Below are 22,788 nucleotides of genomic sequence, written 5' to 3' on the forward strand. Positions count from 1 at the left end.
AGCATTTTTCAGTTGAACGCAGAGTATCTTTCAAATTGCTTGCCAAAAATATTTTTTATGAGTAAAATCAATAAAAAAATCACTTAGTGTTTAAGTGATTTTTAATATATGCGACTGATTAATAATACATTGTGGTTTTAAATAAACATTTGTTTAGAAGGGGTCTAAATTGACAATTTTGTTAAAAACGACCTTTGAACCAAATTTATTTTACCTAAAAATAGTTAAGCATTATTCAATTTTCTATAAAAAGACAGAGATTCAAGGATATTTTCCTGGCTGCACTGATGGTCATAAGTACAAGAGCCGATTCCGGAAAGCAGGGAAAAGTTGATTTTACTGTCTGTATTCTTTTTATCATTCAGTAATAATGCGGTGATATCTTCATCTTTAAAATCACTGATATCAAGGTAAGGATAGTATCTCTGAACATTTTCGATGATCGTATTTGCATCTGTTTCAGAAATAAGGTTCTCTAGATACGCCAAATGAGCTTCTGCAATCATTCCCATTGCCACCGCTTCCCCGTGAAGGATAGGATTCCCTTGCTGTAAACATAAACTTTCAACAGCGTGGCCTATGGTATGCCCGAAATTCAAAGTTTTTCTGATATTCTGTTCGTGAAAGTCTTTATCTACAACATCCTGTTTGATATTCATAGAAGTCTGAATATGTGGAATTACTGTTTCTACCTCCAGTTTACGAACCTGAATCAGCTGGTTCCAATGATTTTTATCAGCAATTAGTCCATGTTTCAGCATTTCAGCGAATCCGCTTCTTAATTCTTTAAATGGTAATGTTTCTAAGAATTTTGGAAAAATAAAAATCTGTTCAGGGAAAGCGAAAGTGCCCACCATATTTTTATAGTGCATCAGATCAATACCCGTTTTTCCTCCTATGGAAGCATCACACATGGATAAAAGGGTAGTAGGAATGTTGATAAACTGTATCCCTCTTTTATAAGTAGATGCCACAAATCCGCCCATATCAGTAATCACACCGCCACCAAGATTGATAACAAGTGCTTTTCTGTCTGCCTGCATTTCCGTAAGAATTTCCCAAAGCTGATTGGCAGTCTGGATATTTTTCATTTCTTCTCCGGCTTCAATCTCTAAAATTTCAAAGCCAAGGTCTGTTTCCATATTTCCTAAAAGAATAGGAAGACAGTACTCATGAGTGTTTTCATCAACAAGAATGAAAATTTTGCTGAAAGATTTTTCATGAAGAAACTCGTTAAGCTGAGAAAAATTATCGTTTAATATTGTTATCATCTTCTAATATTTGTAAAGTTAAAATGTAAACTATAGTGCAAAGTTATGATTCTTAATTTTTAACTCGTAACTAAATTACTATCTTTGCAGAAATTTTTAGAATGAGCAGAGATAATAATAATTCAGACAGATCAAAGAGACCAAGAATTTCAACCAAGAAAAGTTCTGATGATTCTCGTGCTTCCAGATCTGGAAATTCTTCAGGATCAAAACCTTTTAAAAAACCTTTCTCTAAGGATGGAGGCAGACCGGCTCCGGAACATAGAGGGTCCAACTCAAAATTCGACAAAAAACCTTTCAAGAGAAATACAGACAGTTCTGAAGGTTTTGGCGAAGATATGGGTTCAAAATCTGAAAGAAAACCTTACATCACGAATAAAAGTGAGAGTTTTGAAAGAAAATCTTTCGGAAAACCCAAAAGAGGAGGAAAAAGCTTTGATACAAGAGATAAATATGAAAGAGGTAGTCTGAAATATGGCAGAAGACCCTCTAATGGTGAGGAAAGAGATGACAGAGCAAAATCTTTTGTACAAAAAAGAAGGTTAAACAAAATTGACAAAGATGTTCATAAAGACACTATCCGTCTAAATAAGTATATTGCCAATTCAGGAATCTGCAGTAGGAGAGAAGCTGATGATCTTATTACTCAGGGGCTGGTAGAGGTAAACGGAAAAGTAGTCAATGAAATGGGCTATCAGGTACAGAAAACTGACAGAGTAGTTTTTGACGGACAAAATATTACTCCGGAAAAACCGGTTTATGTGCTTTTGAATAAACCAAAAGGGTACATTTCTACGACGAAAGATGACAAAGCGAGAAAAACAGTAATGGATCTTGTAGCGAATGCTTCTCCTTACAGAGTTTTCCCGGTTGGAAGACTAGACCGTTCCACAACGGGGGTTATTTTATTGACCAATGACGGACACATGACTAAAAAATTGACGCATCCATCTTTTGATGCTAAAAAGATTTACCATGTAACGTTAGATAAAAAGCTTACAGGGGAAGATCTACGTCTTATTGCAGAAGGAATCCGTCTTGATGAAGGTGTAGCAGTTGTTGATCAGATTTCGTACATTGAAGGAAAGCCTAAAAATGAGATCGGAATTGAGATTCATATTGGATGGAACCGTGTTATCAGAAGAATATTCCAACGATTAGGGTACGAAGTAGAAGCTTTAGACAGAGTAATGTTTGCAGGATTAACGAAGAAGAATATCAAGAGAGGACACTGGAGAATCCTTACAGAACTGGAAGTGAATAACCTTAAAATGCTTTAATATAATGATGAATTATGAGTTATAAATGATGAATGACAGATTCCAGGTTTTTAACTTATTTCATTCTTTTAAAAAGTACATTTAAGTATAAAAAACAAAAAAGCGCAGAAAGTAATTCTGCGCTTTTTTTATATCAGTTTATGAGTTTTATTATTACTATAATAATTCATAACTCATAATTTATAATTAACTCTTATCCCAAAACTGTCACCCCTTTTTCAATCATCTCGTAGATGGCATCTCTGGCATTGTCTGGTTTTACGTTTACAGCACGTGTTCCGTTGAAATGAAGACAAGTAACATATCCGTTGGCCACAGCATCCTGAGCAGTGAATTTCACGCAATAGTCTAGTGCCAGTCCTACGATTTCTACCAATTGGATATCATGATATTTTAAGAAATCATCCAATCCGGTTTTCATAAAATGATTATTATCCTGGAAACCGCTGTAGCTGTCGATTTCAATATTTTTCCCTTTTTGTATAATATGAGTTACTTTATCTCTGTTCAGATCTTTGTGGAATTCTGCTCCGAAAGTTCCCTGAATGCAGTGATCCGGCCACATAAACTGTGGAACACCATTTAAAATAATACTTTCTCCAACCTGTCTGCCATTGCTGCTTGCAAAACTTTTGTGGCCTGCAGGATGCCAGTCCTGTGTAAGAACCACCTGATCATATGCATTTTCCTCCATCAGGAGATTGATGTACGGGATAATTTCGCTGGATCCAGGGACTGCAAGGGCTCCGCCTTCACAAAAATCATTCTGTACATCGACTATTATTAACGCTTTTTTCATATTTTGATTTCTCGAATTTTTGATAAATTTACAAAACTAATCTTCAAAAACTTGTCCAAACCCTAATTATCGGACAAATCGGCAAAATAAATTTTTATGGCTGATAAAATGAGTGAGGAGGCATTAAAATCATTAAACTTTGTTTACAGAGTATTGCATTTTGAGATATAAACCAAATCTCAATAGCGTATCTTTGCAGTAAATAAGTATCTTTATGTCATTTGAATCGTTAGGATTATCACACAATATTATTCGTTCTGTTAACAAACTGGGGTATTTAAAACCATTTCCAATACAGGAGCAGGCGGTTCCTGTCATTCTGCAGGGGAAAGATCTGATGGGAATTGCACAGACAGGTTCCGGAAAAACAGCTTGTTTTGTAATGCCGATTTTAGAAAAATTACAGAATTCGGAAGTTAAAAAAGACCGTAATGTACAGGTTTTAATATTGGTTCCTACACGTGAACTGGCGATTCAGATCGATGAAGTTTTCAGGGCTTTTACAGAAAATCTAAAGCGGGAGGTACGTACAATGGCCGTTTATGGAGGTGTTTCTATCAATCCGCAGATGAAAGGAATGTTTGGAGTAGAAGTTCTTATTGCAACTCCCGGACGTTTATTAGACTTAATTGATCATAATGCATTGAGTATTTCAGGAATCCAACATTTGGTAATTGATGAGGCGGATAAAATGTTTCAGCTGGGCTTTGGTGAAGAAATGAATAAACTTTTTGCAATGATGCCTGTGGTGAAACAAACGACTTTATTTTCGGCAACATTAAATGATAAGGTTTCCGAAATGAAAGAACGTCTTTCTATTAACCCTACCATTATCGAAATAAAAAAAGAAGAAGTTGAGATTGATAATATTGAACAACTTGCATATCATGTTTCTCCTGAAAATAAAGGTCCTTTTCTGCGTTACTTAATTAAAGAAAAGAAAGTGGAAAAGGCTTTGATTTTTGTCTCGTCTACAAGGTCAGCAGATAATCTGGTGGAAAAACTTAAAAAGAATAAAATTAAAGCGGTGGCTATTCACAGTCAGAAATCACAAGGAGCCCGCAGAAATAATCTAGAAGAGTTTAAAGTAAACGGAGCCCAGATTCTGGTGGCAACAGACCTGATTGGGCGTGGAATTCACATTGAGGCATTACCATGCGTAATTAATTATGAATTGCCGCGTTCACCTTTAGATTATATTCACCGTATCGGTAGAACAGGGCGTGCTAATGAGAAAGGAACAGCCATTAGTATTCTGACGGATGATGAATTGCAGCATTTCAGGGTGATTCAGAAGAAAATGGGCAGAAAAGTTACTCTGCAAAGAACAGAAGGTATTGATTTACATGGATATTAATTATTAATTATAAATAAAAAGGTTTCAGTTTATACAATTGAAACCTTTTTTGATGATGAATCGGTACCACAAAAATCATTATCGGTATAATTAATGCTTTATTCACTTTGAATTGTTGAATTTTTGATAAATTCGCACAGCCTGATATGCGCTAATTATCCTGATCAATAATGATTGGAAAAATCCGCAATTAATTAAAAAAATTAAAACCCTTGAACAATGAGTGATTTAGAGAAAAAGAAGTTTCCGATAGGCCCGTTTGAAGCTCCCGAAAACATATGCGATACGACATTGGATACTTACATCAAAGTAATCAAAGATTTTCCGGGCAGGCTAAAAAATCTCATTGAACATTTTACGGACGATCAATTGGATACTCCTTACAGAGAAGGAGGCTGGACGGTAAGACAGCTTGTAAACCACCTTTCAGACAGTCATATGAATAGTTTCATACGCTTTAAGCTGGCTCTTACTGAAGATAATCCTACCATAAAACCTTATGATGAAGCCAAATGGGCAGAGCTTCAGGACAGTTTTCATATGCCTGTAAAACCGGCTATGAGAATGTTGAAAGGGACACACCAAAGATGGGTTGTACTCCTTAAAAGTCTTACAAATAAACAATTTGAAAGAACTTTTCATCATCCGGAGCATCAACGAGATTATAATCTAAGAGACAGCCTTGCTTTATACGTTTGGCATTGTAACCATCATTTTGCTCATATTGAAAATCTGAAGAAAGAAAAAGGTTGGTAAGAAAGCGTCTTAATAATCCCATATATTATAAGGAAATTGTAACCCGAATTTCCATGTTATCTGAAAATTCCTCAGGGAAATGGGGAAAAATGAACGTATGTCAGATGCTGAAGCACTGTGATCTGGTTCTTCAGGTAGCGTTGAAAAAAGTGGAACTTCCCCGTATTAATATTGTCTATAAGACAATAGGGGTCTTCACTAAAGCGGAAATGTATGTCTTTAATAATGGAATTCCCAGAAACATGCCTACTTTTCAAAAACTAATCGTTAATTTTGAGTGTGATTTTGATGCATCAAAAACCAGTCTGCTGAAAACGCTGGAGGAGTTTCGGGAAGCTTGTGAAAAAAGCAACCTGCCGGATCATCACAGATTATTCGGAAACATGACTGAAAAAGACTGGACATTTTTAGAATATAAACATCTTGATCACCATCTAAAACAATTTAATGTATGAGTTTTTTTGATAAAATATTCGGTGGAAAAAACGAAACCCAAGACCAAAAAACATTCTGGAAAAAGATAGAGTCTGAAGAAGACCTTACAAAAGCTATAGAAGACTCTTTTCAGAATAGAATTGCTATATTTAAACATTCAACAAGCTGTTTTATCAGCAGAACTGTACTGAAGAACTTTGAAAAAGAAGTTGAAAATTCAGAGCAGCCGGTCAATGTATATTACCTTGATCTGTTAGCTCACAGACCTGTTTCCAATAAAATAGCGGCAGATTTTGAAATAAGACATGAAAGCCCGCAGCTGATTGTAATAGAGAACGGAAAACCTGTAAACAATGCTTCACACCAGGATATTTCTTTAAGCCAGATTGTATCATGAAGAATATAAATGATTATTTAGCCAAAGTTTTAAATGTTCCCCTTCAAAATGTGAACACCTGCAGTCTGCACTATGAAGTAAAGAAAATTCCTAAAAATCAGTTTCTTCTTCAGTACGGCGAAATATGCAGACATATATTCTTTGTAGAAAAAGGACTGCTGAAAATGTATTCCATTGATAAAAACGGGAAAGAACATATTATACAGTTTGCTCCTGAAAGCTGGCTGATTTCTGACCGAAGCAGTCTTTATTTCAATGAAAAATCCATTTATTATATAGAAGCGGTTGAAGATTCAGAAATTCTGTTTTTACATCCTGATTTCTTTAATAAGCTGGTAGAACAGTTTCCAAACAGTATTGAAAGAAGTGATTTCCTTCTTCAGAAACATATCAGAAGTCTTCAAAACAGGATCAACTCTTTGCTTGGGGAAACTGCTGAAGAAAGATATATGAAATTTATTAAAATGTATCCGGATTTACTGCTGAGAGTTCCGCAATGGATGATTGCTTCTTACCTTGGAATTACTCCTGAGAGTCTGAGCCGTGTAAGAAAAGAACTGGCGAGAAAAAATTTCGTTCCGGATAATAAATAAAAAAAGGCTGGAAGATTATAATTTCCATCTTCCAGCCCCTATCTACTTATTTCAAATAAATCTTTTTGGCAAGATTTCCAATCTGTCTGAGTTTTGTCTGTGTATTTTCTGTCCATGGAAGTCCTATACAGAGCCTCATACAGTTTTCAAACTGCTCCTGAAAGGTAAACATTCTTCCGGGAGCAATACTTATATTCTGCTTGATAGCCAGATCGTATAACTCTGTTGTTTTTATCTTCTTGTCAAATTCTACCCATAAAGATAATCCTCCCTGTGGACGGCTGGTTTTGGTACCTTCCGGGAAAGATTCTGCAATGGTCTGAACGTAATTCTGATAATTATTTTGCAAGGTTCGGCGCATCTGCTGAAGATGTTTTTCATATTTTCCGGATTTCAGGAAGTTGGCTACAGCTTCGTTCACAATCGAAATAGAGGAAGTAGAATGCAGGAGCTTAAGCTTCATGATTTTGTTTTTATACTTTCCGGGAGCAATCCAGCCCACACGATATCCGGGAGCCAAAGTTTTTGAAATTGAGCTGCAGTACAACACACTACCGTCTTTATCAAAAGATTTACAGCATTTCGGACGTGTAGAACCGAAATAAAGATCTCCATAGACATCATCTTCAATCAACGGAATATTATTTTCCGAAAGTATTTTTACAATTTCCTTTTTATTTTCGTCAGGCATACAGCTTCCCAAAGGTGAATTGAAATTGGGAATGAGTAGACAGATATCTATTTTGGGGATTACTTTTTTTAAAGCCTCGATTTCTATTCCGGTAGTAGGATGCGTTGGAAGTTCCAGTACTTTTAAACCCAATCCGTTGGCCAGCTGTAAAATTCCGGGATAGCAAGGGCTTTCAATCGCAATTGTATCGCCGGGTTTTCCTAATGCCATCAAGCAGAAAGACAAAGCATTCATTCCGCCATTGGTCGTAATCAGGTCATTTTCACTCAGATTTCCTCCCCATTGCAAAGAACGAATGGCAATCATTCTTCTTAGCTTCAGATTTCCCTGAAGTTCTTCATATTCAGTACCTCCTTCTTTTAATTCCCTGATGGCGTTTACGATTTCTTTTTTCAGTTTTGCCTGAGGCAGGAGATCTCCGGACGGGATTCCAATAGAGAAAAAAGTAAGGTCCTTTTTACCCATATTTTCATATACTTTACTGATCAGTTCATCCGGCTCATCGTTATTGGCAATTAATGAGGGACGGCTCACTTCCGGCAAAGGAAGTTTTGCAGATAATAACTGACTCACAAAATAACCTGACTGCGGTTTGGATTCTACCAAAGACTGAGATTCAAGTTCCAGAAAAACACGCTTGGCTGTATTCATACTTACCTGATGTTCATGGCATAGCATTCTTACCGAAGGAAGCTTGTCTCCCGCCTTTAAAATACCATTCCTGATCTGCCCTGCAATTCCGTCTGCAATTTCTGTATACAAAAATTCTTTGCTCATATTTCAAACTGTGTTCATGCAAATATACAAAACTGATACTGTGTTTATCGGATTATCCTTTTTAATTTTGAACCATCAATTAAAAGCTTGAATAAAATGATAACAAAACAAATATCAAAAGATGAAAATATAAGCGGATGGATTAATGGCTTTATAGGGGTAGTATTATTTAGCGGTGGTTTGCCTGCTACTAAGTTAGCTGTAATGGAAATGAGCCCGACTTTTGTAACGATCGTTCGTGCAGCTGTGGCAGGGATATTGGCTCTTATCGTATTATGGCTGGGTAAAGAAAAACGTCCCGTTAAAGAACAGTTAACTCCTTTGTTATTGGTTTCTCTTGGCTGTGTAGTAGGTTTTCCGCTTTTGTCAGCATTGGCGCTTCAGTATCTTACTTCTGCCCATTCTATTGTATTTTTGGGAATGCTTCCTTTGGCAACTGCTGTATTTGGAGTAATGCGTGGCGGTGAGAGACCTCATCCCATATTTTGGTTTTTTTCTATAGTAGGAAGTCTTTTAGTGATTGGATATGCTGTTTCGCAAGGGATATCTGCTTCACCTATTGGCGACATTCTGATGCTGCTTGCCGTTATTTTATGCGGAATGGGATATGCTGAAGGGGCAAAACTATCCAAAACACTGGGAGGCTGGCAGGTAATTTCCTGGGCATTGGTACTGGCACTTCCTGTTATGATTCCTTTATTTTTTATTTATTTTCCTGATGATATTCAAAATGTCAGTTTTCAGGGGTGGTTTGGAATGGCTTATATCTCTCTTTTCAGCATGTTTATTGGTTTTATATTCTGGTATAAAGGATTGGCGCAGGGGGGTATTGCTACGGTGGGACAACTGCAGCTGCTTCAGCCTTTCTTTGGATTAGCACTGGCTGCCTGGCTTCTTCATGAGCAGGTAAGTATGGGAATGGTGGGAGTAACAATAGGAGTTATCTTATGTGTTGCAGGAACTAAAAAATTTGCGAAATAATTAAAAATCTATTGAGAATGGCAACCCATCCTTGGTAACTTACTTATAGAAAGCCCCGCTTCATATGAAGACGGGGCTTTTCCTTTAAGAATCAAAATGTTGTGATGAATATTAACTTCTTTTCAATTACAAAATATTGTATATAAAGCAGTTTTTTTGATGAGTTTAAGCTCAATAAAGTTAAAAGTACTTGAAATTAACAATTTATTTAACTTTATTTAACATTATGACTAATAATTAAGGTGCGGTTTTTGCATTCATTTAAAATCGATTACCAATACTATTTTTACTGAGACTAAGAGGATAGGAAGAAGAAAACAATTCCAAAAAAGGCTATTATGGTTATCGACGAAAACATTTTGATTTCAGCGGGAGCAGAAACGAGACATTATACCCCTTCAGAAACTATTTTCTATGAAGGGGATATTAGCAATTATTACTACCAGATTATTAAAGGACAGGTAAAACTCAACAATTATAATGAGGAAGGGAGAGAATTTATCCAAAATATCCTATCCGATGGAGAAAGCTGTGGAGAATCTATCCTTTTTATAGATAAACCTTATCCTATGAATGCTGAAGCCATTACAGAATGTACTGTTCTAAGGCTTCATAAAACTATCTTTTTAAACTTACTGAACCAATCTCCGGAATTATACATGGAGGTAAGCAATTTTCTTTCCGAACGCCTCTATTATAAATTTGTCATGATGCAGAATCTTTCATCCCAAAATCCTTCTACGAGATTAAAAGGACTGATGGATTATCTTAAGAGTTTTCAAAAGGATATAACTCCCTATTCTTTTCTGATTCCATTAACGAGGCAGCAGATGGCAAGTCTTACAGGTCTTTGTGTGGAAACCGCTATAAGGACCATTAAACATATGGAAAGGGATAAAATCCTAAGAATTGAAAATCGAAAAATCTTATATTAGAATCAATTTCAGGCATAGATTTTGTGATTTTTTCATTTAAAATATAATGAATTTATGAAAACAATAAGCTGCATGAATATTGATGAAAGCCTTCTGTACTCTTTCGGTGCTGAAGGAAGGGATTATAAAAAACGGGAGACGGTTTTTAAAGAAGAGGATCATGCACTTTATTATTTTCAGATCCGGGAAGGAAAAGTAAAATTGAATAATTATAATGAAAACGGAAAAGAATTCATTCATAATATTCTGGGCAAAAAACAGAGTTTTGGAGAAGCGATGCTTTTCCTCAGTCAGGATTATCCCATTAATGCTGTATGTCTTGAAGATTCACAAATTATAAGACTTCCCAAAAACAATTTCTTTGAAATGCTTAGCCAAAACCCTAATCTTTCTCTGGAAATGAATGCCTGTCTTTCACAGGAAGTCTATTATAAATTAAAAATGATGCAAGGTTTGGCATCGCAAAATCCTATGCAGAGGCTGAAAGGGTTACTTGATTATCTTAAAAGCTACCATGATGAAGACTGTCATCATTGCTTTCATATTGCATTTACAAGACAGCAAATCGCCAATCTTACAGGTCTGCGTGTGGAAACCGTCATCAGAACTTTAAAAAAAATGGAGAAAGAGGGTAGTATTACTTTGCAGGACCGAAAAATTTTATATTAATATCCATAAACATGACTCAGGTCATAAAAAAGTGAGTTATTCTGATGTATATTTGGTATATAATTATTCGATACAATTCTTAAGCCCTTAGTAAAAGGCACGCAAAAAGCATTTTGCTTTTATTCATTTAAATTACCGACACCCAATTGTTGCCGTCTAATATTAGTCACGGACTGCAATATCTATCACTAAATACTAATATAAAATTTAGTGATGAACAACAGAAATTAAAGAAGCCGTAGCCCAAGAGCAGCTATGGCGGACTTACACAACTTGCGATTACTATGGGACATGATAAAGCTGCCGATCTCCTTGAAAGAACACTTCAGGAAGAAGAAGACACCGATTCGCATCTTACAGATATTGCGGAAACATCCATCAATTTTGATGCAGAACAAGAGGATTAAAAGCACACCATAAACCATGTAGCTTATTCTATATGGCTTATTTTAACCATGAAATCAAAATATATATGGACGGTCAGAAAATAATAAAAACGCTTAGACACAAAGACTTTATAAAAGTAACCCATACAGGAACGTGTTTTGAGGATGGAGCGGCAATCTATGCCAAAGAAATCAGGGAAAATATCTTTCTCTTATTCATTATCCTGAAAAATATCGATATTGAAAATATACAGGCATTAATTGCTCATTTCGACTGCTTCAATAGTATCGGGTTAAAAGAGCCGGAACAGATCATGTTTTACCTGTCCATCAAGGATAAAAATGACCTTCATTATTTTGAGCAATATTTAAAAGCTTCCCACAACTAATACCCTTTTTGAATATGATATTTGAAAACGAAACTTTACAACATTCCGGGCTGAATGATAGAAATAATGCGCTGGAGAATGAGTCTTTATTTCCGCCTATTATTAATTCTTACGGAGTGACTGCTTTTCTGATCAAATCATTGGAAAAGATTAAAAACAATGCTCAATGTGAGGTTTTAAAAAGAGTAATAGATACTTACATGGAAGAATATATCCTTCATATCCGTGAGTTCCATAGTAAAAACTGCATGGAAACTAATGATATGGATGCTGAAATACGATTTGAATCCCCGGATTTCACTTTGTATGCTAAAACAGCTTACTACAAAGTGCTGAAGGAAGAAGAATATATCAACAGGCTTCTTGAAATTCTGGAGAAAAAAGCAGATTAATTCCGCAGAATATTCCTCATCTCACTGCTTTAAAAATTACACCAACCACAAAAAGATTATGATTATGGAAACGAATGAACCCAACATATTCTGAGAGAAAAGGAGACATTTAATTATAATACCTTTCACACCAATTTAAATATATGAAAAGCTGCTGTTTATTCATTCAGCAGCTTTTTGAACCTCTCTTTTTTATTTTCTCAAATTAATTTTAAACCTCATTTAAAAATATAATAATATGGATTTTCAACAAAATCTCTTAGAATATATAAGCCAGTCTCTGATGACTACAGATGAGACTATTTCAATTGCTGAAAGTGTCACTTCAGGATGCCTACAGCTGGCTTTTTCACAGATGCCCAATGCCTCAATGTTTTACAAGGGAGGTATGACAACTTATTCTTTACCAGAGAAAATAAGGCTCTTAGACGTCAACAGACAGGAAGCTGAAGAATGCGATTGTGTCTCAGAAAATATTGCAGAAACCATGGCATTAAATGTTGCAAAACTCTACGAATCGGACTGGTCTATTGCCACAACCGGTTACTGTACACCGAACCGGAGTTCCGACTATAAAATTTTTGCCTATTTCTCATTTTCCTATAAAGGGGAAATCATTCTTACAAAGAAATTGGAATTACATCCCAAAACACAAGCCCTGAATGCCCAGCTATACTATACGGAATTTATTTTAGGATGTTTTAAAAGTGAACTCAACAGGCTTTTAATTTTAAAATAAAATGGTATCAGGTATGAAGGTTAACCTTTCTGTAGTGATAGCTAACCTTTAAAATGACTATATCTCATGATGAAACGCCTTAATTTTTACTAAGTTTTGGCTTTACCTGCATGATGGCAAAATAGGATGATGTGAATGCAGACAAGCTTTGATAACCTACTTTATAAGCGACTTCACTCAAGGTATATTGCTTGGTATCTATCAACTCAATACTTTTTAAGATCCTTGTCAGTTGCAGGTATTTTTGCAGGGTAATTCCTGTTTCATTTTTAAAAATTCTCTGAAGGCTTCTCACAGACATTTGCGCTTTTTCAGCTAACGAATCAATGTCCAGATTATATTTAAAATTAACATTGATATCATTGCACACAGGAATCAGTCTGGTATCTGTAGGAACAGGAATTTCCAGTCCGCTGCTTTCTTTACAGAAGTTCGGAAGACTTTTTAAAATAGCTTTGAAAAACACATCCTGTTCTTCATTTTCAGTTAATGATTGATTCCATTTTGAAGCATACAAAAGCATTTCTTTTAAAACAGGGGGAACGGCAAATACCTGTACATTCTGATAAAATTCTTCTTCAAAAACAGACTTAAACAGAAACACCATCAGATTCACCGTTTGTGCTTCAGAAGTGATTTTGTGGGGTTTTTCTGATGGAATCCAGATGACATGATGCTGCGGAACAAGATAAATTTTCCGGTCGATATGGAAATATTGGTAGCCTTCTTCTACAAATGTAAGCTGGGCACGGGTGTGCTGATGCTCATAATCATCATGTTTCCAGTTTTTTTCACACCAGACATAAGCTTCCTTTTCGATGGAATCTACAAACTGGCTTTCCGTTTTTTCAATCAGTCCACATTTCATGTTGTCGTTTTGTATGTATATTTTGGCAAATTTAATAAAAACGACAATATTAATTTTGTATGAGCAAAATAACAGACCTTAAAAAACAATAGTCTCAACAAAAAATATTAACTTATATCTTATTCTGAATGAAAAAATTATGTCTTTTTTTTATTTTAATTTTATTATCTAATATCACCAACATCATGGCACAAAATAAAGCTAAAATACTGGTTCTTATTCATTCTGATAATGGAGGAACCTACGAACTGGCCAAAGAGATCGCCAAAGGCATTGAAAGCGAAAATAATACAGTTCCTTATATCAAATTAGTTAAAGCATCTCAACATCCTAATCTGAAAAATCTGCCTGTAGCAACAGTAGATGAGCTGACAAATTATGATGGAATTGCTTTTGGGTCACCGGTTTATTTCGGGAATATCAGTACAGGAATGAGTGAATTTTTATCCAAAACAGTTCAGCTTTGGACCAATCATGCTTTGGAAGGAGTTCCAGCAACTGTTTTCATGTCAGCGGGAAGCGGAGCAGGAAAGGAGCTTGCGCTTCAGGCATTCTGGAATAGTCTTACCGTACACGGGATGGTAATGGTGCCTAACGGAATTCGAGGAACAGAAGAACTTAACAAGGCTATTCCACAGGGAAATACCGTTTTAGGTGTGACAAGTATGGCTTCTTTAAAAGATGTTGAAAGACCTACCAAAGGAGAGAGGAATATTGCAGAGCTTCAGGGAAAAAACTTTGCAAAAATAGCATTGGCATTGAAAGATACCCGTCCAAAAAAAAGTACACCTATCGCTGAAAATCATCAGAACTTTAACGAAATACTGAAACAGAAAAATATTATGCTTCCACAGGTTCCTAAACCGGCAGGAAACTATCAGCCGTTTGTGCGTTCCGGAAATCTGGTATTTATTAATCAGGTTGCTTTGAAAGACGGAAAAATTCTCAATCCGGGAAAATTGGGCGTTGAAGTAAATGAACAACAGGTAAAAGATGCTACAAAGGTTACCATGCTGAACGTGATTTCTGTCTTGAATGAAGCTGTAGGAGGAGATTTGAGCAGAGTAAAGCAATGTGTTCAGCTTACAGGAATTTTCAATACAAAAGATGATTATACAAAACATGCAGATTTAATGAATGTTGCTTCTGATCTGGCCGTTGAAGTTTTCGGAGAAAAAGGAAAACATGCCAGAGCGACTTTTGGGGCATCTTCAGTTCCGGTGAATTCCTCTGTTGAAATTCAGGCGGTTTTTGAAGTAGAATAAATTTCAAAAAATAAAATCTGTGGTTACTTTTAGCCACAGGTTTTCTTATTATATGCTGTATAAATGGGTCAAAAAAGTTTAAAAATACTTAGCAAAAACCTCTGAGATAACAGGGATACTTTGCTCCAACTGTTCTTCGGAAAGCGCTCCATAGCTCAATCTGAATCCATTCACGTGATTCTGACTGTATTGTTTCGGGTGAATGATCTTAATATTTTTTTCTAATAACTGAGCGGCTACAGCATCCCAATCCAGTTTTACCTTAGGCACAATCCAAAACGCAAGTCCGCCCTCAGGCAGTGTAAAATCTGCAATATTGGTCATGTATTTTTTCAACAGCTCAAAAACAAAATCTCTTTTATTTTTATAATGAACGGTTGCTTTTCTGATATGTTTTTTTACTGCTCCTTCTTTTATCAGTTGAAGAACGGCCTGTTCCATAATGACATCTCCGTGTACATCAATAATCTTTCTCAGATCTCCTATTTTTTTCAGTAATTCCTTATTTGCAGTAGCCAGATAGCCAATTCTCAAAGCGGGTGCAACAACCTTACTCAACGTTCCGATATAAACATAATTCTGAAGTTCCGGAAAGCTCGAAATAGGCAGGATAGGACGGTATCCGAAGTGAAATTCATTATCATAATCATCTTCAATGATCGTGATATTGTATTGGTTTGCTAGCTCTATTAATCTTAATCTTCTTGATAAACTTAGGGTAACTGTAGTAGGATATTGTCTGTGAGGAGTAATGTATATTGCTTTTATCTTCTGATGCTTTGTCAAAAGCTTTTCAATAGCTTCAATATTGATTCCTTCTTTATCCACAGGTACGGGCAAAAGTTTTGCTCCTGCATATTCAAAAGCTTGCCATGCAGGCTGATATCCCGGATCTTCTACGATAACAAAATCACCGGAAGTAAAAAGAGCCTGAGCGGTGAGAAACATTCCCATCTGGCTGCCTCTTGTTATAGAAATCTCATATTCATCAATATGCATTCCCCGTTGGTGGTTGAGCATTTGAGAAATCATTTTGCGGAATTCCCTGTCACCATGTTCATCTCCATAACCCATCATCTGCCACTTTGCCTTGATGCTGAAAATCTGTCTGTACGCTCTTGCCAGCTCTGTTACAGGGGCAATTTTACTGTCCGGATGGCCATCATCGAAATTAATCAAAATATTTCCGGCTTTTCCCGGTTGATGCTGAGAACCAGGAGTTACTTCAGTATTTCTTTCATGCAGAAGAGGCAGTCTTTCCGATACAAAAATTCCTTTCCTTTCCCTTGAAACCACCCATTCTTCATTGATCAGTACCTGATAAGCTTCTACCACGGTATTTCTGTTAATTTTTAAAGTTTGTGCAAAATTTCGGCTTCCGGGGAGTGCATCTCCGGCTTTTAATCTTCCTGAGCGGATATCACTGATAATGGTATCTGCAATCTGTAGATAAACGGCTTTATCAAGCTTTTTATCAATTTCTATTTCTAATTTCCAAGGGCGCAGCATCTGGACTACCTATTTATGTAAAAACTGAATCATTTGAATAGTCCAAATATAAAATAATTTTGTCATGCAATAAAGCACAAAACCATAATAATTTTAAAATCATGGATAAGAAACAATTCAGTTCTAAAGATTTCCACGAAACTTTTGCAAGACCAAAGTATGTAAAACCAACCCATTTGATTCATAAAAATGTAGAAAATGCGGGAGAACATAATCAGTTTTCAACAGAAAGGAAACATCCTGTTTTCTTTGTAGATCTTCCAAGTAAGAATGTAAGCATGACGATTGGGGGACTCACTCCCGGACAGCAAACCAACAGACACCGCCATACTTATGAAACGGTATTATTTGTAATTGAAGGGAAAGGCTGGACAGAAGTAGAAGACGAAAGGGTGTATTGGGAAGCCGGAGACGCCGTATATATTCCTTCATGGGCATGGCACAAGCATCAGAATCTTAGTGATACAGAATCAGCCAAGTATATTGCCTGCGAAAATGCTCCCCAGCTGCAGAATTTGGGCGTTGCTTTGAGAGAGGAAGAAGGAAGAGACCTTTAATATCAGCAAAACATGAAAAATGTTCCATTTAAAGGGATTATTGCGTATCCCATAACACCTTTTGATGAAAATGAAAAGGTAAACATACCTCTTTTCAGGCATCTGGTAGAAAGGCTGGTCACTTCCGGAAGTCATGGAATTGCTCCGTTGGGGAGTACAGGAGTGATGCCTTACTTATCTGATGAAGAAAAAGAAGAAGTAACGGAAGCTACTTTACAGCAGGTAAATAGACGAATTCCAACTCTTGTAGGAGTTTCTAACCTTACAACAGAAAAAACAATTCATCACGCTCAGTTTGCAGAAAAAGCAGGCGCTGATGCGGTTATGATTATTCCGATGAGTTACTGGAAGCTTACGGATGATGAGATTGTAACACATTATGACGCAGTAGCCAGGAAAATTTCTATCCCCATTATGGCTTACAACAATCCTGCAACGAGTGGAGTAGACATGTCACCAGCCTTGTTGAAAAGACTCCTTGAAATTCCTAATGTAACCATGATTAAGGAAAGCACAGGAGATATTCAAAGGATGCATTTTTTGAGAAGAGAACTGGGAGAGGATGTAGCTTTTTATAATGGTTCAAATCCTTTAGCACTGGCCGCTTTTTCTGCCGGAGCAAGGGGCTGGTGTACAGCTGCACCGAATCTTATTCCTGAACTGAATATCAGCCTTTATAATGCCATTGAAGAAGGAAACCTTGAAAAAGCAAAAGCTATTTTCTACCAGCAGTTTGACCTTTTAAAATTTATTGTCAATAAAGGATTACCAAGAGCTGTAAAATCAGGGCTTACGATTCTGGGTGAAGACGGCGGAAACTTGAGAAGTCCTTTAAAACCGCTTCAGGAAAAAGAAACTGAAGAATTAAAAAATATTATGAAAACCCTTTTTAATTAATACAATCTTATGAAAAAATCCATTTTTTATCACGCAGGATGCCCTGTATGTATCAGTGCTGAACATGATATTATTAACCTTATAGGTCTGGAAAATGTTGAAGTTATCCATTTAGGAAATGACAGAAATAAAATTGAAGACGCTGAAAAGGCTGGTGTAAAGTCTGTACCCGCTGTAGTAACGCCTAACGGGAATGTTCTTCATATTAATTTTGGAGCATCTATGGAGGATGTGAAAAAATAGAATATTAATCTTGTTGTATAAACGAGGCTGTCTCAGAAAGTCAAATAATTTGCTTTTGTCATTCTGACGAAGGAAAAATCTCATTGATAACTAAATACACGAGATTCTTCACTTCACTTATGAACTACGTTCGCAGACCTTCGGTTTGTGTTCAGAATGACACTTCTGAAACATCCTCGTTTTTGTTTTCTTCCTAATTACATTTATCTGTAAATCTTTGAGAGAATTTATTGCCTATTCAGAACTTTCTAAATCGTTGCATTTCCTTCTACACCGTCAGAATTATTGGTTTTATGACCAGTGATTGCAGATGCAACAAAGCTAAACAGACTGACCAGTTTTCCAGCTTTAGTGTCCCAATAATATGTTTCCTTAGGCTCTACACGGATAATGGTAACATTGGGATCGTCTTTTCCATCGAACCAGGCTTTCGCTAAAGGAGACCATTTATCTTCTATGGTAGCTTTATCTTTATAAACAGAGGCCTCTCCATACACCGAAAGATATTGGGAATCACTGTTATTCATGAAAAACAACTGTACTCTCCGGTCTTCTTTAATTTCAAAATTCTTATTGCTGGTTCCACTGCTGATAAACCAGAGGTTTCCACTATCATCCGTTTCCTGAAGAGTCATAGGTCTTGAGTTCACAGGAACGGTCTCCAATTCTGTACAGAACATACAAATTTTTGCCTTTTCTGAAAGTTCCTTGATTTTTTTGATCGCCTCGAGATGGCTCAAATTCTGTGTTGACATAATATAATATTTTAAGTGATTGATGTTGCCTAAATCATTCAAATACCTGACCAAAGGGCAATAAAATGTGGTACGTGGAGTGGATTTCTTTTCAAAAAACTGTCTCTTTTTCTGCCAATAAGTTTTGCGTACATTTGATGAATGCAGATTTCGCCGCCTAAACATTTGGCTCCTTTTATCAGGCATTATATCTTTTTGGAGAATTCTGAAAAGGATATAAGGCGTTTACGGCTGTTTACCGATGGAAGTTCCGGGCTTATTTTATCCGGAGATATGAATCTGTATTCGGGTATTTCAGAAGATCAGATGCCGCTTTCTTTTTTTTATGGAACTTTAAATGGTTATAAAGATTTTTTTTCAAAAGGAAAATTTTCCTTGATTGCCATTGTATTTCAGCCTTATTTTTTAAATATCCTTTTAAAAACATCTGCCAAAGAGGTTAGAAATCAGATTGTTTCTGTAGAAGATATATTAAAAGATAAACTGGAAATATTTCAGGAAAAACTTTTCAATAAAATGAATCCCCTGAATGTTATCAATGATCTGAATACTTTTTTCACTGAATTTTTATCTGAAAAAATAAGCATTGATCATCATATTATAGCGGCTACACAACAATATATTCTCCAAAATAAAGGAGCTGTATCATCCCGGGACTTAGAGAAATTCACAGGATATTCTGAACGCCATCTGGAAAGGAAATTTGAATTTCATATGGGAATATCGCCTAAAAAATATGGAAATATTATTCGCCTTCATTATTTTTTAAGCCTTGTCAATAAAAGTGCTGACCATAGAAACATGACGATGCTTTCTTATGAAGCAGGTTATTCTGATCAGTCCCATCTTATCAGGGAATTTAAAAACAATATCGGGCTTACTCCCAAGCAGTATTTGAAGACAGAAAATAAAATGGCTGTCAACTTTATTGAGTTATAGTAAACATGTCGGTTTTATACAATTTTTTAGAAGCAGAGTCATCTAGTTTTGCTTAAAAAAATCAATGAATATTAAAATTTCAACGGCACAATTTGAAAACAGAAGTGGTGATAAAGCTTATAATCTGTCTGTTATAGAAAAACTGGCCAGTCAGGCTGCTTCCCAAGGATCTCATGTCATTGCTTTTCATGAATGTTCTATTACAGGGTATACTTTCGCCCGAAAACTTTCCAGAGAACAGCTTCTTGATATTGCAGAACGAATTCCGGAAGGGGAGAGTATTCAAAAACTGCAGGAAATTGCCGCTCAGAATGACATCACCCTATTAGTCGGATTATTTGAAAAAGATGAACATGATCAACTTTTTAAAGCATATGTATGTGTTGATAAAACAGGGCTGAAGGCAAAGTACAGAAAATTACATCCTTTTATCAATCCTCATCTTACACCCGGTAACGAGTATTGTGTATTTGATATTATGGGCTGGAAGTGTGGCATTCTCATCTGCTATGATAACAATATCATTGAAAATGTAAGAGCTACAAGGCTTCTTGGTGCAGAAATTATTTTTATGCCTCACGTTACGATGTGTACCCCTTCCACAAGGCCCGGAGCAGGTTTTGTGAATCCTCAGCTTTGGGAAAACAGGGTCGCAGATCCTACGTCATTACGTTTAGAATTTAATGGAATGAAGGGCAGAGACTGGCTGATGAAGTGGCTTCCGTCAAGAGCCTATGATAACGGAGCTTATATTGTTTTTTCAAACCCTGTTGGGATGGATGATGACCAGCTGAAAAACGGATGTTCTATGATCATAGATCCATTCGGAGATGTGATTGCAGAATGCCATTCTTGGGAAGACAGTTTTGAATCCGCGGTTATTACTTCTGAAAAACTTAGTCAGGCAGGAGGCTGCAGATATATTAAGGCCCGAAGACCTGAATTATACAAGGATATCATAGGACAGGAGCATTCATCTGAACAAAAAGTGGTATGGCTGGATGATAAAACGGTTTAAAAATATAAACCCTCCCAGAGTCTGAGGAGGGTTTGTTTATTTTATGGATTGATTGTTTTTTGAAGATCACTCCAGGCACCACCATTATAAATATGCTTGAAACCTCTTTCTTTCAGAATACTTTCTGCTTTTACACTTCGGAGTCCGTGTGAACATACTGTGATATATGTTTTTTCCGGATCCAGTTCTACATACCGTTCTCTGATTGTTCCTAATGAAATATTAACAGAACCTTCTATATGTCCCGTTTCGTATTCTTTTTCAGTTCTTACGTCAAGAATGACTGCTCCTTTTTTGATCAGTTCAGGCAATCCGTTATCTAAAGTCTGAAGGCGGTAAACTTTATATATTACATATATCGCAATAGCTATACCGCAGATTATTAAGATACTTTTCATAGTTTGCTCAAAATTTTCCAGTCAATATAAAATGTTCCAAAAGGAATAAAACAGGCAAGAATTACCTTCCATGTTATTTCTTTAAACTTCCAGTTCTGTTCTACACCAATACTCAGTGTATTGAACAGGAACAGCAGGAATAATGTTCCATGAACGGGGCCTATTAATCGTACAAATAAAGGGTTTCCCATCCAGTATTTCATAGGAACGGCAATACATACTAAACTTAATAATGAAATGCCTTCCAGGATCGCCAGAATTCTTAGTCTGCCGATTTTTGTTTTGAATAAATCCATCATAATTATCTGAAATAAGGTCTGTTTGCTAAAGGAGAAAAAGGCCACGGAACAGCAATGAAAATAATAATCAGTGCAATAGAAAACCAAACGCCCATTGTTTTGAATTTCTCTTTATCTGAAAGTTTTCTTTTGGCTAAAGCTGAGCCAATGGTGATGATGATAATCGCTGTGACCATCAATGAAATATGAATCAATCCGAAAAACAGGTGCTCAAAAGATTCTTTGGCTTCATTAAAATTTTTCCAGAAATATTGAATCACAGGGCTTTTGAAATAGAATATCATCCCGATAATCAGCTGAATATGAGCTATGGTGGCCGTCCAGTGTCTAACACTGTTATCTGTTCCTGTAAATTTTCTGTCAGAATAATATCCTTTAAAAGAACGGAAAATTGCATACATCAGGCTTATTAAAACCAGCCAGCGGGTTTGTGAATGTATAAAAGTCAGGGTTTGATACATTGTTTATTTTTTTTGAACACAGCAAAGGTATAATAAAAACATACTAATTAGTATGTTTTTGGTCAAAAAAATTATTGCAGGGTTTTCAAATAAGATTTAAGTCCTTTTAAATAAACAAGATACACTTCTTTGGAATTTTCAACTTTTCCAAGATTTCTGACTCCCCAATAGCCGGAAATGACAAAAACACTCACTTCTCTGGCACTTACTTCCTGCTTTATTATTCCCTCTTTTTTACCTTTTTCAATACTTTCTGTGAAAGTATTTTCCCATTCTTTTGAAAGTTCGTGCAAAGCTTGGGTAAAAGCAGTGTGCCATGGTGCCATCTGCTGTACAAAATTAGAGGTTGGGCAGCCATATTCAACTTTTAAAAAATCAGTTTCCATCAGAAGATTGTAGATGATCTCATAAATATTGTCTAATGGATTCCTGTTATTCTGAAGAGATTCAATAAAGTTACGTCTGAAATTGGGCTTCATCAGTTCATTGATAATCGCCAGTCCCATTTCATCTTTGGTTTTAAAATGATAATAAAAAGCCCCTTTAGTCACCTGAGTCGTTGCAATAATTTCATCAATGCTTGTGGTCTGAAAACCTTTCACATAAATCAATTCAAACGCTTTCTGGAGAATGGTAAGACGGGTTGCTTCTGATTTTTTCATTAAAAATGGCTGATTATTATACAAAGGAACAAATTTTAAACTGAAAATAAAACTATCATTATTCTGATAC

Annotated in this window: 28 protein-coding genes and 1 pseudogene; 19 read left to right on the forward strand and 10 right to left on the reverse strand. The window is 36.0% G+C overall.

Features of this window, described 5'->3' with window-relative positions:
* Positions 1-224 precede the first annotated feature (224 nt).
* Positions 225-1,271 (reverse strand): 3-dehydroquinate synthase, encoded by a 1,047-nt coding sequence (gene aroB, locus FW780_RS03105; RefSeq protein ID WP_149832151.1) that lies wholly within the window; start codon positions 1,269-1,271, stop codon positions 225-227.
* A gap of 101 nt (positions 1,272-1,372) precedes the next feature.
* Between aroB and FW780_RS03110 the strand changes: the two genes are divergently transcribed.
* On the forward strand, positions 1,373-2,551 hold the full coding sequence (locus FW780_RS03110; RefSeq protein ID WP_241676830.1) for a pseudouridine synthase: 1,179 nt from the start codon (positions 1,373-1,375) through the stop codon (positions 2,549-2,551).
* 193 nt (positions 2,552-2,744) lie between these two features.
* Here the strand turns inward: FW780_RS03110 and pncA are convergent, their stop codons facing one another.
* Positions 2,745-3,350, reverse strand: coding sequence for a bifunctional nicotinamidase/pyrazinamidase (gene pncA, locus FW780_RS03115; protein WP_149832152.1), 606 nt, complete (start codon positions 3,348-3,350; stop codon positions 2,745-2,747).
* A 214-nt stretch (positions 3,351-3,564) separates the two neighbouring features.
* Between pncA and FW780_RS03120 the strand changes: the two genes are divergently transcribed.
* From FW780_RS03120 to FW780_RS03140, 5 genes are all read left to right on the forward strand, one after another.
* Positions 3,565-4,707 carry a DEAD/DEAH box helicase gene (locus tag FW780_RS03120; protein WP_149832153.1) on the forward strand — a complete coding sequence of 381 codons (1,143 nt, stop codon included), beginning with the start codon at positions 3,565-3,567 and terminating at the stop codon, positions 4,705-4,707.
* 219 nt (positions 4,708-4,926) lie between these two features.
* Positions 4,927-5,463: a YfiT family bacillithiol transferase gene (locus FW780_RS03125; RefSeq protein WP_149832154.1), complete on the forward strand. Its 537-nt coding sequence runs from the start codon at positions 4,927-4,929 to the stop codon at positions 5,461-5,463.
* Positions 5,457-5,918 (forward strand): DUF1569 domain-containing protein, encoded by a 462-nt coding sequence (locus tag FW780_RS03130; RefSeq protein WP_262714025.1) that lies wholly within the window; start codon positions 5,457-5,459, stop codon positions 5,916-5,918. The genes FW780_RS03125 and FW780_RS03130 overlap by 7 nt, the downstream gene beginning before the upstream one ends.
* Complete coding sequence (gene ytxJ / locus FW780_RS03135; RefSeq protein ID WP_149832156.1) at positions 5,915-6,295, forward strand: bacillithiol system redox-active protein YtxJ; 381 nt, start codon at positions 5,915-5,917, stop codon at positions 6,293-6,295. Before FW780_RS03130 ends, ytxJ begins: the two co-directional genes overlap by 4 nt.
* On the forward strand, positions 6,292-6,888 hold the full coding sequence (locus tag FW780_RS03140; protein WP_047374905.1) for a Crp/Fnr family transcriptional regulator: 597 nt from the start codon (positions 6,292-6,294) through the stop codon (positions 6,886-6,888). Before ytxJ ends, FW780_RS03140 begins: the two co-directional genes overlap by 4 nt.
* 46 nt (positions 6,889-6,934) lie before the next feature.
* Here FW780_RS03140 and FW780_RS03145 read toward each other — a convergent pair whose 3' ends face one another.
* On the reverse strand, positions 6,935-8,356 hold the full coding sequence (locus FW780_RS03145; RefSeq protein ID WP_149832157.1) for an aminotransferase-like domain-containing protein: 1,422 nt from the start codon (positions 8,354-8,356) through the stop codon (positions 6,935-6,937).
* A 96-nt stretch (positions 8,357-8,452) separates the two neighbouring features.
* Between FW780_RS03145 and FW780_RS03150 the strand changes: the two genes are divergently transcribed.
* The 7 genes and pseudogenes from FW780_RS03150 to FW780_RS03180 all read left to right on the forward strand — a co-directional run bounded on the left by FW780_RS03150 (position 8,453) and on the right by FW780_RS03180 (position 12,847).
* Entirely contained in the window at positions 8,453-9,337 is an 885-nt protein-coding gene (locus tag FW780_RS03150) for a DMT family transporter (protein ID WP_149832158.1), read from the forward strand.
* A 338-nt stretch (positions 9,338-9,675) separates the two neighbouring features.
* A complete protein-coding gene (locus FW780_RS03155) occupies positions 9,676-10,272 on the forward strand; it encodes a Crp/Fnr family transcriptional regulator (protein WP_149832159.1) in 597 nt (198 codons plus the stop codon).
* A 54-nt stretch (positions 10,273-10,326) separates the two neighbouring features.
* Complete coding sequence (locus tag FW780_RS03160; RefSeq protein ID WP_228460059.1) at positions 10,327-10,941, forward strand: Crp/Fnr family transcriptional regulator; 615 nt, start codon at positions 10,327-10,329, stop codon at positions 10,939-10,941.
* Between the two features lie 260 nt (positions 10,942-11,201).
* Positions 11,202-11,348: pseudogene (locus tag FW780_RS03165) on the forward strand (DUF892 family protein); the annotation flags it as partial.
* A 65-nt stretch (positions 11,349-11,413) separates the two neighbouring features.
* Positions 11,414-11,716: a hypothetical protein gene (locus FW780_RS03170; RefSeq protein WP_149832160.1), complete on the forward strand. Its 303-nt coding sequence runs from the start codon at positions 11,414-11,416 to the stop codon at positions 11,714-11,716.
* A 14-nt stretch (positions 11,717-11,730) separates the two neighbouring features.
* Entirely contained in the window at positions 11,731-12,108 is a 378-nt protein-coding gene (locus tag FW780_RS03175) for a hypothetical protein (RefSeq protein ID WP_149832161.1), read from the forward strand.
* Positions 12,109-12,346: 238 nt separating this feature from the next.
* Entirely contained in the window at positions 12,347-12,847 is a 501-nt protein-coding gene (locus FW780_RS03180; protein WP_149832162.1) for a CinA family protein, read from the forward strand.
* 79 nt (positions 12,848-12,926) lie between these two features.
* Here the strand turns inward: FW780_RS03180 and FW780_RS03185 are convergent, their stop codons facing one another.
* Entirely contained in the window at positions 12,927-13,715 is a 789-nt protein-coding gene (locus tag FW780_RS03185) for an AraC family transcriptional regulator (RefSeq protein ID WP_206669026.1), read from the reverse strand.
* Positions 13,716-13,843: 128 nt separating this feature from the next.
* Here FW780_RS03185 and FW780_RS03190 point away from each other — a divergent pair, with 128 nt between their 5' ends.
* Positions 13,844-14,980 carry an Atu1372/SO_1960 family protein gene (locus tag FW780_RS03190; protein ID WP_149832164.1) on the forward strand — a complete coding sequence of 379 codons (1,137 nt, stop codon included), beginning with the start codon at positions 13,844-13,846 and terminating at the stop codon, positions 14,978-14,980.
* Between the two features lie 78 nt (positions 14,981-15,058).
* Here FW780_RS03190 and pdxR read toward each other — a convergent pair whose 3' ends face one another.
* Positions 15,059-16,489: a MocR-like pyridoxine biosynthesis transcription factor PdxR gene (gene pdxR / locus FW780_RS03195; RefSeq protein WP_149832165.1), complete on the reverse strand. Its 1,431-nt coding sequence runs from the start codon at positions 16,487-16,489 to the stop codon at positions 15,059-15,061.
* 101 nt (positions 16,490-16,590) lie between these two features.
* Here pdxR and FW780_RS03200 point away from each other — a divergent pair, with 101 nt between their 5' ends.
* The 3 genes from FW780_RS03200 to FW780_RS03210 are packed head-to-tail and all read left to right on the forward strand — an operon-like array spanning position 16,591 to position 18,186.
* Positions 16,591-17,046: a cupin domain-containing protein gene (locus FW780_RS03200; RefSeq protein ID WP_149832166.1), complete on the forward strand. Its 456-nt coding sequence runs from the start codon at positions 16,591-16,593 to the stop codon at positions 17,044-17,046.
* A gap of 12 nt (positions 17,047-17,058) precedes the next feature.
* Positions 17,059-17,943: a dihydrodipicolinate synthase family protein gene (locus FW780_RS03205; RefSeq protein ID WP_149832167.1), complete on the forward strand. Its 885-nt coding sequence runs from the start codon at positions 17,059-17,061 to the stop codon at positions 17,941-17,943.
* Between the two features lie 9 nt (positions 17,944-17,952).
* Complete coding sequence (locus tag FW780_RS03210) at positions 17,953-18,186, forward strand: thioredoxin family protein (RefSeq protein ID WP_149832168.1); 234 nt, start codon at positions 17,953-17,955, stop codon at positions 18,184-18,186.
* 248 nt (positions 18,187-18,434) lie between these two features.
* Here the strand turns inward: FW780_RS03210 and FW780_RS03215 are convergent, their stop codons facing one another.
* The gene (locus FW780_RS03215; RefSeq protein ID WP_149832169.1) at positions 18,435-18,941 is read right to left on the reverse strand and encodes a pyridoxamine 5'-phosphate oxidase family protein; all 507 of its coding nucleotides are present in this window, start codon (positions 18,939-18,941) and stop codon (positions 18,435-18,437) included.
* A 141-nt stretch (positions 18,942-19,082) separates the two neighbouring features.
* Between FW780_RS03215 and FW780_RS03220 the strand changes: the two genes are divergently transcribed.
* Both FW780_RS03220 and FW780_RS03225 read left to right on the forward strand, forming a co-directional pair.
* Positions 19,083-19,880, forward strand: coding sequence for a helix-turn-helix domain-containing protein (locus FW780_RS03220; protein WP_149832170.1), 798 nt, complete (start codon positions 19,083-19,085; stop codon positions 19,878-19,880).
* Positions 19,881-19,944: 64 nt separating this feature from the next.
* Positions 19,945-20,898, forward strand: a complete 954-nt coding sequence (locus tag FW780_RS03225; protein WP_149832171.1) for a nitrilase family protein — start codon at positions 19,945-19,947, stop codon at positions 20,896-20,898.
* Between the two features lie 41 nt (positions 20,899-20,939).
* Here FW780_RS03225 and FW780_RS03230 read toward each other — a convergent pair whose 3' ends face one another.
* From FW780_RS03230 to FW780_RS03245, 4 genes are all read right to left on the reverse strand, one after another.
* A complete protein-coding gene (locus FW780_RS03230) occupies positions 20,940-21,296 on the reverse strand; it encodes a rhodanese-like domain-containing protein (RefSeq protein WP_149832172.1) in 357 nt (118 codons plus the stop codon).
* A complete protein-coding gene (locus tag FW780_RS03235; RefSeq protein WP_149832173.1) occupies positions 21,293-21,595 on the reverse strand; it encodes a DUF3817 domain-containing protein in 303 nt (100 codons plus the stop codon). The genes FW780_RS03230 and FW780_RS03235 overlap by 4 nt, the downstream gene beginning before the upstream one ends.
* A gap of 2 nt (positions 21,596-21,597) precedes the next feature.
* On the reverse strand, positions 21,598-22,056 hold the full coding sequence (locus tag FW780_RS03240) for a hypothetical protein (RefSeq protein WP_149832174.1): 459 nt from the start codon (positions 22,054-22,056) through the stop codon (positions 21,598-21,600).
* Positions 22,057-22,127: 71 nt separating this feature from the next.
* Positions 22,128-22,718: a TetR/AcrR family transcriptional regulator gene (locus FW780_RS03245; protein WP_149832175.1), complete on the reverse strand. Its 591-nt coding sequence runs from the start codon at positions 22,716-22,718 to the stop codon at positions 22,128-22,130.
* Between the last annotated feature and the right edge of the window lie 70 nt (positions 22,719-22,788).

Source organism: Chryseobacterium sediminis (genome assembly GCF_008386505.1).
GTDB lineage: Bacteria > Bacteroidota > Bacteroidia > Flavobacteriales > Weeksellaceae > Chryseobacterium > Chryseobacterium sediminis.

Excerpts from the sequence above, each read along its gene's own strand:
- aroB (WP_149832151.1), bottom strand. The coding sequence starts at position 1,271 with ATGATAACAATATTAAACGATAATTTTTCTCAGCTTAACGAGTTTCTT.
- FW780_RS03110 (WP_241676830.1), top strand. The coding sequence starts at position 1,373 with ATGAGCAGAGATAATAATAATTCAGACAGATCAAAGAGACCAAGAATT.
- pncA (WP_149832152.1), bottom strand. The coding sequence starts at position 3,350 with ATGAAAAAAGCGTTAATAATAGTCGATGTACAGAATGATTTTTGTGAA.
- FW780_RS03120 (WP_149832153.1), top strand. The coding sequence starts at position 3,565 with ATGTCATTTGAATCGTTAGGATTATCACACAATATTATTCGTTCTGTT.
- FW780_RS03125 (WP_149832154.1), top strand. The coding sequence starts at position 4,927 with ATGAGTGATTTAGAGAAAAAGAAGTTTCCGATAGGCCCGTTTGAAGCT.
- ytxJ (WP_149832156.1), top strand. The coding sequence starts at position 5,915 with ATGAGTTTTTTTGATAAAATATTCGGTGGAAAAAACGAAACCCAAGAC.
- FW780_RS03140 (WP_047374905.1), top strand. The coding sequence starts at position 6,292 with ATGAAGAATATAAATGATTATTTAGCCAAAGTTTTAAATGTTCCCCTT.
- FW780_RS03145 (WP_149832157.1), bottom strand. The coding sequence starts at position 8,356 with ATGAGCAAAGAATTTTTGTATACAGAAATTGCAGACGGAATTGCAGGG.
- FW780_RS03150 (WP_149832158.1), top strand. The coding sequence starts at position 8,453 with ATGATAACAAAACAAATATCAAAAGATGAAAATATAAGCGGATGGATT.
- FW780_RS03155 (WP_149832159.1), top strand. The coding sequence starts at position 9,676 with ATGGTTATCGACGAAAACATTTTGATTTCAGCGGGAGCAGAAACGAGA.
- FW780_RS03160 (WP_228460059.1), top strand. The coding sequence starts at position 10,327 with ATGAAAACAATAAGCTGCATGAATATTGATGAAAGCCTTCTGTACTCT.
- FW780_RS03170 (WP_149832160.1), top strand. The coding sequence starts at position 11,414 with ATGGACGGTCAGAAAATAATAAAAACGCTTAGACACAAAGACTTTATA.
- FW780_RS03175 (WP_149832161.1), top strand. The coding sequence starts at position 11,731 with ATGATATTTGAAAACGAAACTTTACAACATTCCGGGCTGAATGATAGA.
- FW780_RS03180 (WP_149832162.1), top strand. The coding sequence starts at position 12,347 with ATGGATTTTCAACAAAATCTCTTAGAATATATAAGCCAGTCTCTGATG.
- FW780_RS03185 (WP_206669026.1), bottom strand. The coding sequence starts at position 13,715 with ATGAAATGTGGACTGATTGAAAAAACGGAAAGCCAGTTTGTAGATTCC.
- FW780_RS03190 (WP_149832164.1), top strand. The coding sequence starts at position 13,844 with ATGAAAAAATTATGTCTTTTTTTTATTTTAATTTTATTATCTAATATC.
- pdxR (WP_149832165.1), bottom strand. The coding sequence starts at position 16,489 with ATGCTGCGCCCTTGGAAATTAGAAATAGAAATTGATAAAAAGCTTGAT.
- FW780_RS03200 (WP_149832166.1), top strand. The coding sequence starts at position 16,591 with ATGGATAAGAAACAATTCAGTTCTAAAGATTTCCACGAAACTTTTGCA.
- FW780_RS03205 (WP_149832167.1), top strand. The coding sequence starts at position 17,059 with ATGAAAAATGTTCCATTTAAAGGGATTATTGCGTATCCCATAACACCT.
- FW780_RS03210 (WP_149832168.1), top strand. The coding sequence starts at position 17,953 with ATGAAAAAATCCATTTTTTATCACGCAGGATGCCCTGTATGTATCAGT.
- FW780_RS03215 (WP_149832169.1), bottom strand. The coding sequence starts at position 18,941 with ATGTCAACACAGAATTTGAGCCATCTCGAGGCGATCAAAAAAATCAAG.
- FW780_RS03220 (WP_149832170.1), top strand. The coding sequence starts at position 19,083 with ATGCAGATTTCGCCGCCTAAACATTTGGCTCCTTTTATCAGGCATTAT.
- FW780_RS03225 (WP_149832171.1), top strand. The coding sequence starts at position 19,945 with ATGAATATTAAAATTTCAACGGCACAATTTGAAAACAGAAGTGGTGAT.
- FW780_RS03230 (WP_149832172.1), bottom strand. The coding sequence starts at position 21,296 with ATGAAAAGTATCTTAATAATCTGCGGTATAGCTATTGCGATATATGTA.
- FW780_RS03235 (WP_149832173.1), bottom strand. The coding sequence starts at position 21,595 with ATGATGGATTTATTCAAAACAAAAATCGGCAGACTAAGAATTCTGGCG.
- FW780_RS03240 (WP_149832174.1), bottom strand. The coding sequence starts at position 22,056 with ATGTATCAAACCCTGACTTTTATACATTCACAAACCCGCTGGCTGGTT.
- FW780_RS03245 (WP_149832175.1), bottom strand. The coding sequence starts at position 22,718 with ATGAAAAAATCAGAAGCAACCCGTCTTACCATTCTCCAGAAAGCGTTT.